This window comes from Rhizobium sophoriradicis (assembly GCF_025200795.1).
Lineage (GTDB): Bacteria > Pseudomonadota > Alphaproteobacteria > Rhizobiales > Rhizobiaceae > Rhizobium > Rhizobium sophoriradicis.
This window is the reverse complement of sequence record NZ_CP104157.1, coordinates 98,802-115,269: the sequence shown is the minus strand read 5'-3', so window position 1 is coordinate 115,269 and position 16,468 is coordinate 98,802. Positions and strand designations below refer to the sequence as shown.

The 16,468-nt window shown below is 56.8% G+C and carries 4 protein-coding genes and 8 pseudogenes; 9 read left to right on the top strand and 3 right to left on the bottom strand.

The genetic code is table 11. From position 1 onward, the window contains the following. The first annotated feature begins 970 nt into the window (after positions 1-970). On the top strand, positions 971-2,971 hold the full coding sequence (gene virD4 / locus N2597_RS33270; protein WP_011427370.1) for a type IV secretion system ATPase VirD4: 2,001 nt from the start codon (positions 971-973) through the stop codon (positions 2,969-2,971). Between the two features lie 164 nt (positions 2,972-3,135). Next, a pseudogene (locus N2597_RS33265) lies at positions 3,136-3,300 on the top strand (helix-turn-helix domain-containing protein); the annotation flags it as partial. A 95-nt stretch (positions 3,301-3,395) separates the two neighbouring features. Here N2597_RS33265 and N2597_RS33260 read toward each other — a convergent pair. Continuing rightward, positions 3,396-4,541: an IS4-like element ISRel1 family transposase gene (locus N2597_RS33260; RefSeq protein WP_077988945.1), complete on the bottom strand. Its 1,146-nt coding sequence runs from the start codon at positions 4,539-4,541 to the stop codon at positions 3,396-3,398. A gap of 163 nt (positions 4,542-4,704) precedes the next feature. On the opposite strand from N2597_RS33260, the pseudogene istA (N2597_RS33255) reads away from it, so the two are divergent. The 5 genes and pseudogenes from istA (N2597_RS33255) to N2597_RS33235 all read left to right on the top strand — a co-directional run. Then, positions 4,705-5,962: pseudogene (gene istA, locus N2597_RS33255) on the top strand (IS21 family transposase). Then, positions 5,959-6,840 carry an IS21-like element ISRel3 family helper ATPase IstB gene (gene istB / locus N2597_RS33250; RefSeq protein ID WP_341356286.1) on the top strand — a complete coding sequence of 294 codons (882 nt, stop codon included), beginning with the start codon at positions 5,959-5,961 and terminating at the stop codon, positions 6,838-6,840. The pseudogene istA (N2597_RS33255) and the gene istB (N2597_RS33250) overlap by 4 nt, the downstream one beginning before the upstream one ends. A gap of 159 nt (positions 6,841-6,999) precedes the next feature. Beyond that, a pseudogene (locus N2597_RS33245) lies at positions 7,000-8,102 on the top strand (IS3 family transposase); the annotation flags it as partial. 61 nt (positions 8,103-8,163) lie between these two features. Further along, a pseudogene (locus tag N2597_RS33240) lies at positions 8,164-8,409 on the top strand (transposase domain-containing protein); the annotation flags it as partial. A 3,807-nt stretch (positions 8,410-12,216) separates the two neighbouring features. After that, a pseudogene (locus tag N2597_RS33235) lies at positions 12,217-12,540 on the top strand (Mu transposase domain-containing protein); the annotation flags it as partial. Between the two features lie 40 nt (positions 12,541-12,580). Here the strand turns inward: N2597_RS33235 and istB (N2597_RS33230) are convergent. Then, on the bottom strand, positions 12,581-13,462 hold the full coding sequence (gene istB, locus N2597_RS33230; RefSeq protein WP_003563080.1) for an IS21-like element ISRel3 family helper ATPase IstB: 882 nt from the start codon (positions 13,460-13,462) through the stop codon (positions 12,581-12,583). Continuing rightward, positions 13,459-14,716, bottom strand: a pseudogene (gene istA / locus N2597_RS33225) (IS21 family transposase). Before istA (N2597_RS33225) ends, istB (N2597_RS33230) begins: the two are co-directional and overlap by 4 nt. 142 nt (positions 14,717-14,858) lie before the next feature. Here istA (N2597_RS33225) and N2597_RS33220 point away from each other — a divergent pair. Together N2597_RS33220 and N2597_RS33215 are read left to right on the top strand one after the other, a co-directional pair. Next, positions 14,859-15,041: pseudogene (locus N2597_RS33220) on the top strand (IS21 family transposase); the annotation flags it as partial. Continuing rightward, positions 15,041-15,618: pseudogene (locus N2597_RS33215) on the top strand (ATP-binding protein); the annotation flags it as partial. The pseudogenes N2597_RS33220 and N2597_RS33215, both read left to right, overlap by 1 nt. Between the last annotated feature and the right edge of the window lie 850 nt (positions 15,619-16,468).

Sequence of the window (16,468 nt, the reverse complement as noted above, 5' to 3'; positions counted from 1 at the left end):
ATCCCCGACCTGAACGAAGCAGCTCTGGCCGAAATCGATGCGGCATACGACGCCCCGTTGAGAATGCCCGGGGGGACGACGAGTGTCATACCGGATATGCAGTCCGGATCAGGCGAGGCATTCCCCGGGGTCGTGGACGGGCCCTGCGTCGATCCGGAGATGCACGCTGTTAAACGCCATGGACTCTTGCCGCAAGCACCGGAGTGCGCTGCAGCGGAGCCCTGTGGCTGGCCTGGCTTCACATCGGCCGATCTTGAAAAAATCGATGCAATCGTGAGTTTTCGCTCGGACGGTTGGTCCCCGACGCGAAACATTCCGCCGAAATTCACCGCGGCTGGTCCCGACAGCGTCTCCCGGAATGGGCGCGCTGTCAGAAATTCGCCCGGGATGCCGGCCTGCGACACGGCGCACGCCGGGAATTTTCCGATCTGTCCGGCGCTGAAACGGCTCACATCAAGAAGTGTGCGCGGCTCGCAACGACCACTGCTGAAAAGGGAAAGCAACAGATATCGTCTCCGGCTGACCTGCGGTCCGGTTCAGGCAACCCATATCCCGACGCAATCAGCCGCCGGTCATCTGCCCACGATGTCCCACGATGCCAGTCAACTGACGTCATTGTGGCTCCGCGAGCCCGAGATGATCTGTAACGAACTAGTAGCAAGCGCTTGCCCGACGCCGGTTGCCTGCATCGCCAGACCACGAAAAAACGTCGGGCACGCACCCGCCAGGTTTCATGATACCGCTCCTGTTCCCGGACACCATCGTCCTAGCAGAAGGGGTAGGTTCACGCCTTTTGATGATGTGATGCTGTCGGAAATCGACGGCTGGATGAACGGGACCGCGGGAGCCGGCCACCGGCCAGCCGACCGGAACCGCGATCGCGTGAAGGTTACGACCGTTGGGTTCTGTTCTGGCAGCGCCCGGACCTCAAACGCGATTTCCGATTTGTCCCGCAGTGTTTGGTGAAGAGATGAACTCGAGCAAGAGCACGCCCCTACGTTTGGCCGTTAGTGTCGTATGCTCGCTGGCAGCCGGTCTTTGTGTTGCAAGCTTGTATGTAACGTTCCGCCAAGGCTTTAATGGCGAAGCGATGATGACCTTCAGTGTCTTCGCCATCTGGTACGAGTCGCCGCTCTATCTGGGGCATACGACCTCGGTATTCTACTACGCTCTGGCCATTGTCGTATCAACTTCAGCCGTCGTTCTACTCAGCCAACTGTTCGTGTCGCTGCGCAACCGCGAGCATCATGGAACGGCTCGCTGGGCAGAATTCGGGGAAATGCGACGTGCCGGCTACCTGCAGCGTTACACCAGTATCAATGGTGCGGTGTTTGGCAAGACCTGTGGTCCCCACTGGTTCGGCAGCTATCTGACCAACGGCGAACAGCCCCATAGTCTGGTCGTCGCGCCGACGCGAGCCGGCAAGGGCGTCGGCGTCGTCATTCCGACGCTGCTGACCTTCAGGGGCTCGGTGATAGCACTCGATGTCAAAGGTGAGCTTTTTGACCTGACGTCCAGGGCACGAAAGGCAAACGGCAACGTCGTTTTCAAGTTCGCGCCTCTGGATCCGGAGCGACGGACCCATTGCTACAATCCGGTTCTCGATATTGCGGCAATGCCTCCCGAGAGGCAGTTTACCGAGACACGCCGACTTGCTGCAAACCTTATCACTGCGAAAGGCAAGGGAGCGGAAGGCTTCATCGATGGCGCACGAGACCTTTTTGTTGCGGGTATCCTTGCTTGTATCGAGCGCGGCACTCCGACAATAGGCGCAGTCTACGACCTTTTTGCCCAGCCTGGCGAGAAGTACAAGCTTTTTGCGCAACTCGCGGAAGAAAGCCAGAATAAGGAGGCTCAGCGCATCTTTGACAACATGGCGGGCAACGACACGAAAATCCTAACCTCCTATACGTCGGTGCTCGGCGACGGCGGTCTCAATCTTTGGGCTGATCCGCTGGTCAAGGCAGCGACCAGCCGATCCGACTTTTCCATCTACGACCTGCGTCGCAGGAAGACCTGCGTTTATCTTTGTGTAAGTCCCAACGATCTTGAGGTCGTTGCGCCGTTGATGCGCCTTCTTTTTCAGCAGGTCGTGTCGATTTTGCAGCGATCCCTGCCAGGGAAGGACGAGCGCTACGAAGTTCTGTTTCTCCTCGACGAATTCAGGCATCTGGGCAAACTTGAGGCCATCGAGACCGCGATCACCACCATCGCCGGATACAATGGCCGTTTCATGTTTATTATTCAGAGTCTCTCCGCGCTGACGGGTACCTACGACGAGGCGGGCAAACAGAACTTTCTCAGCAATACCGGTGTGCAGGTATTTATGGCCACCGCTGACGACGAAACACCGACATATATCTCGAAGGCTATCGGGGAATATACGTTCAAGGCGCGCTCGACCTCCTATAATCAGACACGCATGTTCGACCAGAACATCCAGATCTCCGATCAGGGGGCACCGCTTTTGCGCCCCGAACAGGTGCGCTTGATCGACGACAGGAATGAAATCATCCTCATAAAGGGGCACCCGCCACTTAAACTGCGAAAAGTGCAATATTACTCGGATCGCGCGCTGAAGCGTATTTTCGAAGCCCAGACCGGTTCGCTCCCCGAGCCAGCGCCCCTTGTGCTGCCGGAGAACATCAATCGCGGAGACCTGGAACAGCCGACTGTCCTCGCGGCGGCGCGAGAGCCCGGCGACAAGGATTTTGTAGGCGACAATGCGGAAACCGATGGGTACAACGGCAACTGCAATCACGACAACGATGGGGCCATCGGATTTGATATCCCGTACGGCCCGATTGAAATCGACGATCTGGAGGAATACGCCAGCACAGCTTGTGTCACCGCCGATGCCGGCCCGTCTGCCGAAGTCGCTCCGGCTCTGGTTGCGCAAGAACAATTGCTGAAACGGATAATCGCGCTTCAGCAACGGTATAGGTCTGGCTCGTCAAACCCCGGGGATTGATTTGAAGCAGCGTCGTTCGGCATCATTCGATGCCGGAGTCGGTCAGATATTGCGGTTCGATCGATGCGGTGCCAGACCTAGACATGTCCTGCGATTGATGAATCGATTGTGAGGTGACGAGAGCGACCGAAGCTGATTCAACATCCACAGCGGAGAGGTGGATGATGGGACAGGCCCTGAGCGATGATCTCCTAATATGGGTTTTGAAAGCGTCTGCGGCGGGCATGTCGGCTCGACAGGCTGCGGCTCGTTTCGGAGTTGGGATTTCGACGGCGATCCGCTGGATCGCAAGAGCGAAAGAGGGTGAGTTAACTGCTCGGCAGAGCTGGCTCGGGAAATCTACACAGCTAGGATAAGTGGAATTTCTGCCTGACTTCGGCTTAGATGCCGGGAACAGGAGCACTGCTGTCCGGTTTAAATTTTGTCACCATTGGAGGCTCATCTGGCCGGGATTTCCGGGAGGGCTGTGGCGTGGCTTTAGCAGGCGGTCGATCCTTTTGCGGTGCATCAGGTTGGTGCGCACCAGGCGGGCGAAGGCCAGCGGGCTTATGATGGTGGCCTGGTCGGCCTTTGCCATCTGCAGCAGCAGATAGGCGATCAGAGCGACGGCCACCTGGATGCGCACGGCATTTTCGCTGTTGCCGAGGAAATGGCGGATCTTCAGCGTCTGCTTGACCCAGGGGAAAAACAGTTCGATCGCCCAGCGGCGCTTGTAAAGCGCGGCGATCTCCTCGGCCGGGGCAGTAAGATCGTTGGAGAAGATGCGCAGCACCTTGCCGGTTTCGATCCGCTCGCCGATCTCGCGCACCGGCCGGTTCATCGGGTTGCGGCGGCTCTTGGCCTGACGCTGCGGCAACAGGCCGATGCGGTCGAACAGGATGCCGGCATCCTCGTTTGCCGCCTGCTCGGCGCTCACCGTCAGTTTCGTGTGGGACTTTAGGCGGCTGACGATGCGGCAGCCGGCGGCGTCCAGCTTCGCCCACCAGCCGAAGTCGTAATAGCCGAGGTCGAAGACATAGGTGGCGCCGGCCTCGATCGGCATCTCCTTGGCGGCGGTGATGTCGTTGACATTGGCCGGGGTGACGGCCGCGTAGATCGGCCGTTCGGCATTGGCATCATAGACGACGTGCATCTTGGCGCCGCAGGCCTGATCGGAAAAGCGGGCCCACTGCGATCCCGCCCCGGAAAGTGGCAGACTGCTGCCGTCGATCAGATAGACCGCCTCGCCGACGGCCCGCTTGAGGCCGCGCCCGGCGCGGGCCAGCATCTGCGTGAACAACTCTGCAAAAACGGCGCTCGGACGCAGGCCGTTGGCATCGGCGAAGGTCGAGCGCGACACCGGGCGAGCGCCGAGATGGTAAAGGCGGGCACTATGGCTTTCCAGGGAGCCGACGATCTCGCGCGGGCTGACGGCACCGGCAAGCTGGCCGTAAAGCAGCGCGATCAACTGGCTCTTCGTCGACAGCCGCCGAACGTGCTTGTCGGCCTGATGCTCCTCCACAAGTCTTTCGAACACCGTCCACGGAATCCGCTTCAACAGATCATGAAAGACGCTATTGTCATGCCGCACGGTGTTGTTCCTCTTTCGTGTTGTCAGTACCGGAGCATACTCCCCAATAGTGCCGTTTGAATCTTCCCCAGGAGCTGCGCCGCTGGTCTTCCGGGGCGCGCCCCGGAAGACCAGCGGCGCGTCATCGCCGATACTCCTTCCGATGGTCGGAAGGGGGATATTGGTGATCAAGCTGAGGGAGACGATCATGATCTTGGATCTGCATCAGCAGGGCCTGACAGTGTCAGCTATTTCCAGAGAAACCGGCATCGATCGCAAGACGGTGCGCAAATACATAGAGCGGGGCCTTGAGGTCCCGCTTATGGACCGAGAAAGCCTCGCGCGACGGTTATCGATCCGTTTGCTTCATACCTGCGGGAGCGGGTGAAGACCTATCCCGGCCTCACTGGTAGTCGGTTGCTCCGAGAACTCCGGGATCGAGGTTATGCCGGCGGTTACACCGCCGTCACGTATTTTCTTCGTGACGTGCGACCTCCGGCAAATCCAGGTTTCGAGGTTCGCTTCGAGACGCCGCCAGGCGAACAGGCCCAAGTCGATTTCGCCCAGTTCCACGTCGTTTTCACTGACGAGCCAATGACGCAAGGATCGTTTGGTTGTTCTCGATGGTGTTGGGTCACAGCCGCCTCATCTGGGCACGCTTCGTCATGCATCAGAATCTGCCGACCGTCCTACGTTGCCACATCGCCGCTTTCGAGGCGATTGGTGGTGCGCCGCGGGAGGTGCTCTACGACCGGATGAAGACTGCCGTTATCGGCGAAGGTCAGACGGAGGGCATCATCTACAACCGTGCTCTCATCGACCTGGCCCGCCATTATGGATTTCATCCTAAGGCGTGCAAGGCCTACCGAGCCAAGACAAAAGGCAAGGTCGAGCGGCCGTTTCGGTATATCCGCGAAGACTTCTTCCTCGCTCGTTCGTTCCGCAATCTCGACGACATGAACGCCCAGCTCCGGCACTGGCTCGACACCGTCGCCAATCCAAGGAAGCACGCGACGACCCAGCGTGTCGTCAACGAGGCCTTCGCCGAGGAGCGGCCGTATCTGCGGCCGCTACCTCTGGCACCGTTCAAATCCGTTCTGAAGCTGGAGCGCCGCGTATCGCGGGAAGGCATGGTCAGCGTCGGCGGCAATACCTACAGCGTTCCGGATGCCACACGCAGTCGCATGGTTGAGGTCCACTCTCTCGCCGACGAAGTCCGCATCTTCGAGAACGGCACACTGATCGCCACTCATCCTGTGCTGGAGGGCCGCAAACAGCGCCGAGTCCATCCCGATCATCGACGATCGATGACGCCGCAACATAGGCCAAGGACACGAGACGAATCCCTTGTCGTCAAGCCTGCCGGCGACACCGTGCTGCAGCGGTCGCTCGCCTTCTATGACGCCGTCGGCAAAGTCCTGGCACGGGAGAGCCGCCCATGAGCGCGACCCTCGATGCCATTCCATCCATGATCGACCGTATTCGCCATGATCTCGTCGGTCTGAAGATGCCGCGCGCACTGGAAGCACTCGACCATGTCGTGCGCCGCCTCGAGCACGGTGAGCTATCTGCCCTCGAGGCTATCGATATCCTGCTGTCCGAGGAACTGACCCTGCGCGAGAACAGCCGCATCAAGACCGCTTTAAGAATGGGCAGGTTAGCGACGATCAAAACCCTTGCCGGTTTCGACTTCACCTTCCAACCTTCCCTCGACCGAGATCGCATCTTCACCCTGGCCCAGCTTGGCTTCGTCGATCGACACGAGGCCGTGCATTTCCTCGGCCCACCTGGAACCGGTAAGAGTCATCTTGCCACGGCGCTCGGCGTCGAAGCCGTCAAAGCTGGAAAGAGCGTCTACTTCACGAACCTTGCCGACCTCATCGGTTCGCTGGCCCGTTCCGAACGGGAGGGTCGGCTTCAGGATCGCATTCGCTTCTTCTGCAGGCCAAGCCTGCTGATCGTCGATGAGATCGGCTACCTGCCCGTCGTCCAGGGCGGCGGCAATCTATTCTTCCAACTCGTGAACGCCCGATATGAGCGAGGTGCGATGATCCTGACATCAAACCGCGGCTTCGCTGAATGGGGCGATGTCTTCGGCGATCCAGTTGTCGCAACGGCGCTGCTCGACAGACTGTTGCATCATGCCGTCGTCGTTCAGATCGAAGGATCGAGTTACCGATTGCGCCAGCATGCCGAACTGATGCCGGAGCATGTTCGCTCCAAAGCCCTCATCGCACCACCGGCATTCGCCCCACCTCAAAAGCCGCGCGGGCGGCCGCCGAAAAATCCTCAATTCTCCCTGGCATCCACGTCGGCATAAGTGGGGAATTTTACTTCGGCACTTCTGGGGAAAATTACGCGGCATTGACACGTGTCCGAGATCGTCGCGAAACGCTCGAACATGAGTAGAATCAACACCGTGCACCATGTCCACTAAATTTAAACCGGACAGCAGTGGAACAGGAGAGACCATGACGAGAGACCGCGCCGGAACCATACCCGGCCTTCAAGGCAAAGGTGGCGCTTGCCGCCATCAGGGGCGAGCAGACGCTGGTGGAATTGTCCCAGCAGTTTGACGTGCACGCCAACCAGATCAAACAGTGGAAAGACCAGCTCCTTGAGGGGGCGACAGGCGTTTTCGGTGATGAAGCGAAGGCGGAACCGGCGGGTCCAACCGTGGATGTCAAAACACTGCACGCCAAGATCGGCGAGCTGACACTGGAGAACGATTTTTGTCCGGTGCGCTCGGCAAGGCGGGATTGCTGGGCGGAAAGAAATGATCGACCGCGCACACAAACTGTCGGTCGTGCGCCAGGCGAAGCTTCTCGGCTTCAGCCGTGGCAGCGTCTACTATTCTCCACGTCCAGTGTCGGGTGGCGATCTTGCTCTGATGCGCCGATTTGATGAACTGCATCTCGAATACCCGTTTGCGGGAAGTCGGATGTTGCAGGGGCTTTTGAGGGGAGAAGGGCTGGAAGCTGGGCGATTGCACATTGCCACGCTGATGAAGAAGATGGGCATTGAGGCTATCTACCGCCGCCCAAACACTTCGAAACCGGCTCCCGGTCACAAGATCTATCCTTATCTCCTGCGAAAACTGGCGGTCATCGGCCCAACCAGGTATGGGCAATGGACCTGACTTACATCCCTATGGCACGGGGCTTCGTCTATCTCTGCGCCGTCGTCGACTGGTTCAGTCGTCGGGTTCTGTCGTGGCGGTTGTCGATCACGATGGAAGCGGACTTTGCATCGAAGCGGTCGAGGAAGCGCTTGCTCGTTACGGCAGGCCGGAAATCTTCAATACGGATCAGGGATCGCAGTTCACCTCCATCGACTTCACGGCGGTGTTGAAGAAGGCCGAAAGCGCCATCTCGATGGACAGCAAAGGCGCATGGCGGGACAACGTCTTTGTCGAGCGGCTCTGGCGGTCGATCAAATACGAGGAGGTTTACCTCCACGCCTATAAAACCGTCTGAAGCTCGCGCTGGCATCGGCACCCGACGCCCACATTCATCCCTTGACCGGCAGACGCCGGATCAGGCTTACTTCAACGCGCTGGCACCGATGATTGTGGCAGCATAATCGAGGCGGAAATCCACTTAGAAAAACGCCCGAAGCTGTTCAGACAAACCGAGCCAGCTCTGACAACATTCTCGAACGCGACATCAGGGTTTTTGCGACGGGAAGAAAATCGTGACTGTTCAGCGACACTGCTGACAGAGCCAAGGTCAGCGCAGTGATCTATAGTTTGATGCTGACCTGCCGCGCCTGTGGCGTCGACCCTCTGATCTGGCTGCGGCACGTGCTTACTGAGTTGCCGCAGCGAGACGACTACGCCGACATCGGCGACCTGCTACCGATCAACTTCTCGAAAACCTCCGCCGCCTAACGGAGCCGGATATCGCTACCGATGCGAGGCGGCTCCAGCGGTGCCGCAGCCGTCAATGCGCATCGAAAATCGCGCTTACCAATCTTCGGCAGGATATATCCTGATGTATATGCCGTGCGGCTGGTGGCAACGCTTTAGGGAGATCAATTTCTTAATGGTAAGTCACGGGGTGCATATCCAAGCCCTCTTGCCCTCGAAAAGCCAACAAATGTCACCGTCAAATGGCGTGGAATGACCTTTGATATCACTATCCGTCGCTGTCGAGCTGCAGATATGCTTAAGCAAAGGGCCACACAATTATTCGATAGCGTTTCGATCGTAAAAATGCCATTATTCGTTTCGAGTTCCTTGATTAGTTAAGCTATATATATCACCTCACCTTTTCTCATTGCTACAACGACGCATTCTTCATCATATAGAAAATTAAACAAATCTCTCCTATCTTGCAAGTATGGTATGGCTAACCTACAAATTGATGGATAATGAAGTTTATCACATGCGGAATGCCCTGTTCGACGCTACTAGGAGCTACGCAGTTCATAAGAGAGGGACGGTTAGAGTCAAATACCTTTATCTTGAGAGTGCGGATGCAGAACGCTCTGTGGACGCTGGACGGTTGGTCGGAACCGGAACATATGAAGTTCAGACCTACCCTCCGTATGCCGCTCCTGTTGATGCAAAGCCCTGGTTCATCGTTGTTGACAGCAGCGCAAACCTGAATGGCGCGATTGATGTGATAGCATGGGGGAGAGCGATAAGGTCATGATCGAAATCCCCGCTCATTGACCTGGCGCTTATGGAGTGTTTTGCGGTTTGTTGCTTTTTGCATGTGTTTGTTTCCCTTAAAGTCCTTGTATTTAACCGTCATATGCGGCGGGTAATAGATTATTATCAATAAGTCAGGTCAACAATATGCTTGTGTTGATTATTTCTATGCTTCCGATGCTTGGCGACCGCTGATCGAGCAGCCACGGACGGGCGCGTCACGCCACTATTATACTATATTTCTATTTATCACCGCTTTACGATTATTTGGCGTCGTAAGTTTGAGACGATGAGTATTTTCCTATTGCCTCTCGTTATTCTAATCAATTAACTCCAAGTAAGTTCAAGGAAATACTATTCTGGTATTGAACGACCAGGCCTTCTATCGAACCCGTGGAGTGCGAGGCGGGGACCGTTACCCGACTTGGCCAATCAGCAAATCAAGGCAGTCGGTCGTCGCCGGAAACTCTTATGCCTTAAGACATAAACAATACAGATTATCCAAAAGATATATATAAAGAGTCACATTCATTAATTCGAATAAGAACATAATAAAATTAACGTGAAAGGAGGCGTCAGCATAACACAGTACCCTCATAAAAAACAATTAAATAAAAGTGGCGGCGCAAAAACAGCACACGCCGCCATACATCTTGAAGATAACAGAAATACAACACGCACTCAATTGAGCCAACGGTGCGGAACCTCGATTTGGCCGTAAAAAGAACAATCATCCTGCTAAGCTCCCTGAAAGACGGCCGGCCATGATTGCAGTTGGTAATAAGTTTTTCCACTTATGATCGCTAAAGAATGTCGGCGCCTCCCAACGAAGACGGCGCGATCGCTATAGTAACGTAACCAAGGGGAAAACTGGGTAAGGGCAGAATGCACGTTTTGACTCACACCAAAGGTTTACCGCATGACACTTGATGTCGTTTGCTAATTAGGTTTGCACTTATTTAATGGACATTGCGTTTGCCAGTTATCCGCGCTCTGCGTAGTTGCTTACGACAATAATGACGGATCAAAAATAGCCTCAAAATTAGCGGGCATTAAGAAAGTTGTAGTACTAAACAAGATAGAATTTTATTTCAACAATTGAAATATGATGCTCTGGCATCAACTTACAAGTACAAGAGCGATAAGAAACATAAGCGGGGATCCTAAACCCCTGACTGAAGAAAAACAAACTCGCCGGGCCCACATGGCAGCCTGCTTCGAGGCGCGTCTACTCATGCGAAAGCTCTGCCGAGGAAATAGCAAGAACGAAAGCGATGAAGGCCAGAGCACCGCCTATAACATAAAGGCCTTTGCACAGCGCCACGAGCGCGCCAACTGCAACCATCAGCGCAAACGTCATGCCGGGGTTTGGTGATTTTAGGTAAGATTATGGTTGAGGGGAGAGAACCAAATTCGTTCTTCGAAAACGTTCGACGCTTAGTAGGCAGGGTAAGGATGGAGATTGTCTTGGAATGCCAGAACCAATGAGGCTTATATAGGGGATTTCCGGGTGCGCGAGTGACTCCAGGCATTCTGGCTCTATGACCAAGGGTTGTCGCATGGCTGTTCGTGTCTGGAGAAGGGCGCCCTACCTCATTGAGCCGCATTTTTAAAATTTTCAATCGGCAGATATGCCGTTTCGGTGCAATGAGAAGGCATTTTGAATGCCTCTCGTACCTCGCGAAGAGCCGCAGCTTCTGTGCAGTCCTTGGATGACGCTGAAGGTAGAGATCGCAGCTTTAGGTTCTGCCATAGGGCTGCCCGAATAGAGGCAGACCCCTGACCCATCCCACCAGACTATCTTGACCCGGTCTCCACAGCGCGCTTCATAATGCATCCCTCCATCAAATTCCGGGCAACCGGACGACTTTGATAATCTTCATAAAATGTTTGGCAGGATATATAGACATGTCAATTTCAATGGTTCCTACATTTCTAGGTTTCTGTGCATTGGAGCGTGTGTTTTGTAAGCCCCCCGGCCTGAGACGGTGAGCACATTGGTGCCCATGATCGTGTCGGAGGCCGCGCCGGCGGTCCAACCCGCCGTGACGGAAGCGCCGGCCCCGCCGCACCCCCGCCGGAAGCGCAGCGACGTCACGATCGAACTGGGTCGCGACCGACGCGTCCGCATGGACGCCGACATCGACACAGAAGCGCTTCATCTGCGATGATCCCCATTCCGAGCGGCGTGAAGGTCTGGCTGGCGACGGACCATACCGACATGCGCGCAGGCTTTCCCGGATTGTCGCTCTTTGGCCGTATGGGAGTTGCGCCGCGCCAAGCAGCTATTAGCGGGGCGGTAAATCTTCCAAGGCCACCTCCAACATTCAAGCTAATCTTAGCCCGGCCGCGCCGCAGACACCTCCGCCGGCTGTCAGCCGTTTCGACGATGGTCTGGGAAGGGAGCCGTCGTCAAAATGCCCTGTCTCCCTCGTTTGCTCAGTAGCTTCACGCTGTGCTTTCGTCGTCAAAGCCGGAAGGAAAAAGCATGACTAAAGAACTGCATACGACATAAGAGAGATGCGACAGTCGCCGCCTCTTGGGATGCTGGCTAAACGTCAACGTTTTGAAGGAAGACTGGCGACGTGCACATTCGATGTCGCCCCCGGCACTGGGGATCGTCTCATCTGGGTTGGCGCGCTGCACGTGGCCGCGTAAAAAACGGATTCTCTCAACGGTTTGGTGCTTTTTCAAGAACGACTGGCATCTATTGCTCGATCCATCTCCACCCTATTGCAGAAAAAGGTAAATGTCGCTCTGCATGCCTGATGGCCCCAGAGTGGCCGTGTAGGGCACACCATGGATACTGAAGTTGGTCTGGGGGTTGTCCGCGCTCGGCAGCAAGTCATCCCAGTACATTGCAAGCCGAAGGTCCTTCGGTGCCGGTTGATTGCCGTGTTGTTGCCAGCTCGAGAGTCTCCGTTGCGGCATCGACGTCTTGCTGCCCCGAACCCCTCTCCGGCGCCAGCGACTGCGGCGTCACTCGCATCGAACCGCCCACGGAACTGCGACGCGGCACACGGTCGCCGGCGCTACTATCGTGCGAACCGCCGGTTCGAGAGCTGGGCGGCATTCGAAGCGCATCTGGACCGGTGGGTACGCGATGTTGCCGACCAGCGTGAACACGGCACGACTGGCATAGCGCCAGCGGAACGCTTTGCCGCGGAGGCTGGGGCGCTTCGCCCGCTGGCTGGCCGCGCGCCGTTCGGGCAGTTGCGGGATCTCATGCGCAAGGTTCAGGCCGATTGCGCAATCGACCTCGACACGAACAGCTACTCCGTGCCTTGGCGTCTGATCGGCGAGAGCGTTCAGGTCGTGGTACTGGCAGGCCGTGTGATCATCCGTCATGCGGGCCATGTCAATGCCGCGTAATTTTCCCCAGAAGTGCCGAAGTAAAATTCCCCACTTATGCCGACGTGGATGCCAGGGAGAATTGAGGATTTTTCGGCGGCCGCCCGCGCGGCTTTTGAGGTGGGGCGAATGCCGGTGGTGCGATGAGGGCTTTGGAGCGAACATGCTCCGGCATCAGTTCGGCATGCTGGCGCAATCGGTAACTCGATCCTTCGATCTGAACGACGACGGCATGATGCAACAGTCTGTCGAGCAGCGCCGTTGCGACAACTGGATCGCCGAAGACATCGCCCCATTCAGCGAAGCCGCGGTTTGATGTCAGGATCATCGCACCTCGCTCATATCGGGCGTTCACGAGTTGGAAGAATAGATTGCCGCCGCCCTGGACGACGGGCAGGTAGCCGATCTCATCGACGATCAGCAGGCTTGGCCTGCAGAAGAAGCGAATGCGCTCCTGAAGCCGACCCTCCCGTTCGGAACGGGCCAGCGAACCGATGAGGTCGGCAAGGTTCGTGAAGTAGACGCTCTTTCCAGCTTTGACGGCTTCGACGCCGAGCGCCGTGGCAAGATGACTCTTACCGGTTCCAGGTGGGCCGAGGAAATGCACGGCCTCGTGTCGATCGACGAAGCCAAGCTGGGCCAGGGTGAAGATGCGATCTCGGTCGAGGGAAGGTTGGAAGGTGAAGTCGAAACCGGCAAGGGTTTTGATCGTCGCTAACCTGCCCATTCTTAAAGCGGTCTTGATGCGGCTGTTCTCGCGCAGGGTCAGTTCCTCGGACAGCAGGATATCGATAGCCTCGAGGGCAGATAGCTCACCGTGCTCGAGGCGGCGCACGACATGGTCGAGTGCTTCCAGTGCGCGCGGCATCTTCAGACCGACGAGATCATGGCGAATACGGTCGATCATGGATGGAATGGCATCGAGGGTCGCGCTCATGGGCGGCTCTCCCGTGCCAGGACTTTGCCGACGGCGTCATAGAAGGCGAGCGACCGCTGCAGCACGGTGTCGCCGGCAGGCTTGACGACAAGGGATTCGTCTCGTGTCCTTGGCCTATGTTGCGGCGTCATCGATCGTCGATGATCGGGATGGACTCGGCGCTGTTTGCGGCCCTCCAGCACAGGATGAGTGGCGATCAGTGTGCCGTTCTCGAAGATGCGGACTTCGTCGGCGAGAGAGTGGACCTCAACCATGCGACTGCGTGTGGCATCCGGAACGCTGTAGGTATTGCCGCCGACGCTGACCATGCCTTCCCGCGATACGCGGCGCTCCAGCTTCAGAACGGATTTGAACGGTGCCAGAGGTAGCGGCCGCAGATACGGCCGCTCCTCGGCGAAGGCCTCGTTGACGACACGCTGGGTCGTCGCGTGCTTCCTTGGATTGGCGACGGTGTCGAGCCAGTGCCGGAGCTGGGCGTTCATGTCGTCGAGATTGCGGAACGAACGAGCGAGGAAGAAGTCTTCGCGGATATACCGAAACGGCCGCTCGACCTTGCCTTTTGTCTTGGCTCGGTAGGCCTTGCACGCCTTAGGATGAAATCCATAATGGCGGGCCAGGTCGATGAGAGCACGGTTGTAGATGATGCCCTCCGTCTGACCTTCGCCGATAACGGCAGTCTTCATCCGGTCGTAGAGCACCTCCCGCGGCGCACCACCAATCGCCTCGAAAGCGGCGATGTGGCAACGTAGGACGGTCGGCAGATTCTGATGCATGACGAAGCGTGCCCAGATGAGGCGGCTGTGACCCAACACCATCGAGAACAACCAAACGATCCTTGCGTCATTGGCTCGTCAGTGAAAACGACGTGGAACTGGGCGAAATCGACTTGGGCCTGTTCGCCTGGCGGCGTCTCGAAGCGAACCTCGAAACCTGGATTTGCCGGAGGTCGCACGTCACGAAGAAAATACGTGACGGCGGTGTAACCGCCGGCATAACCTCGATCCCGGAGTTCTCGGAGCAACCGACTACCAGTGAGGCCGGGATAGGTCTTCACCCGCTCCCGCAGGTATGAAGCAAACGGATCGATAACCGTCGCGCGAGGCTTTCTCGGTCCATAAGCGGGACCTCAAGGCCCCGCTCTATGTATTTGCGCACCGTCTTGCGATCGATGCCGGTTTCTCTGGAAATAGCTGACACTGTCAGGCCCTGCTGATGCAGATCCAAGATCATGATCGTCTCCCTCAGCTTGATCACCAATATCCCCCTTCCGACCATCGGAAGGAGTATCGGCGATGACGCGCCGCTGGTATTACGGGGCGCGCCCCGGAAGACCAGCGGCGCAGCTCCTGGGGAAGATTCAAACGGCACTATTGGGGAGTATGCTCCGGTACTGACAGGCCAGGTCGTGGCCGATCATGTCCTGTGCCAGGGCCGGCGGCAACGGATCGTGGACCGGTCCCATTTTGTCGGCGTGACCGGTGCCGAGGGATCCGTGCGTACAGCTCCCTTGGAAATGCCTCCGGCCACCTTGCTGCGGCCACTCGCGGAATACGAGGCGGTTGTTGGAGGAGGATGGTGATGGCGAACGTGGATCACGACCTACTCATCGCAACACTCGATCGACTGAAACTTGACGGCGATCCGCGATCAGCTCGACACTCTGCTTGACGAGGCGGCCCCGCTCGAAGATGAACTTGCGCGAAGCTCTGACATTCCTGGTATCGCGAGAGATCGCCCGGCGCGATGAGCGGCGCATCTCCATGTCGAGTAAAGTCGCACAGTTCCCGTTCGTGTGCGAACTCGACGGCTTTGAGTTCGAGGCGCAGCCGTCGCTTGATCATGGGCAAATCAGGGAACTGGCGACCTGTCGCTGGATCGCTCACGGCGATACGGTGCTATTCCTTGGGCCTCCTGGTACCGGTAAAACCCACCTTGCTGTCAGCCTTGGCCGCGAGGCGATCCGCCAGAACTACAACGTGCAGTTCGTCACAGCCGCGACGCTGGTGGCGATGTTGGCCAAGGCCCACATCGACGGCTCGCTCGACAAGCAGTTGGCGATCCTGGCTCGTCCGAAATTGCTGATCATTGACGAGCTCGGCTATCTTCCCTTCGAGGCGAATGCAGCGCACCTGTTCTTCCAACTGGTGTCCCGGCGCGCTTTTCGCGAAGCCGATAGCTGTCTCCTCGGATGGTGATCACCGTCGCTTGAAACAAGCGAAACGACCAATCAATGGAGGGGGTCAATTCCTCGCTTCGCTTGACACCTGGCGGGCATGTCGCCTTGATTTCTCATCGACGAAACCACGGTCGGACGCGAACTGAAAGCTCCCGGCTTTGCCAAGCTGTCGCCAGAAGGTCTAGCCTATTCCAATCGGACTGCTTTCGTGTAGAAGGGCCCGGGTAAAATAGAACTGCAACGAAGCACGTTTACAGAGCCATAGTTCTTGTTGGCCTTGTTTCTGTCATAAAACTCGCAACTTATGACGAGTGTTGCAAACACAAATGCAATAGTACAGCGCCAGGCCAAGTATGCCAGACTTGATCACTCGTCGACCTCGTCGTTGTCGCCCATTGGAAGCGGCACATCAAGGACCGCAATTACGTCAAAGCTGTCGCCAGCCTTCCGTCTCTTTGTATGCCCGACCAGATTTCGAAGAGGCAACTTGGCGCTTGGATACAATGTGAGGTGAAAGGTGTATCAAACGGACCAAGCATTCCGTTCAGTGAAAAGGCGTTCTTTGACGAGTACGTCGTTTTCAATTCACTATCCTGAACAATTCTTGGCTCTCTCTGAGCCTCTGAGCTACCTAGCTTTCCGCGTATAAAAAATCCTTTATTGTTTTGCGTTCCGAAGAGCCACGCAACCTTTCCAAAGGTGAAAAGGCACCAGATTCTAAATAGGTTTCACTAAGAGCCCGATTCAAAAGTTCATTCGTATATCCAATACCTTGCGATGCGCCTTATGAGCATTCTGATTGAAGGTGAGCGTACGGTGAGCTGTTTTTG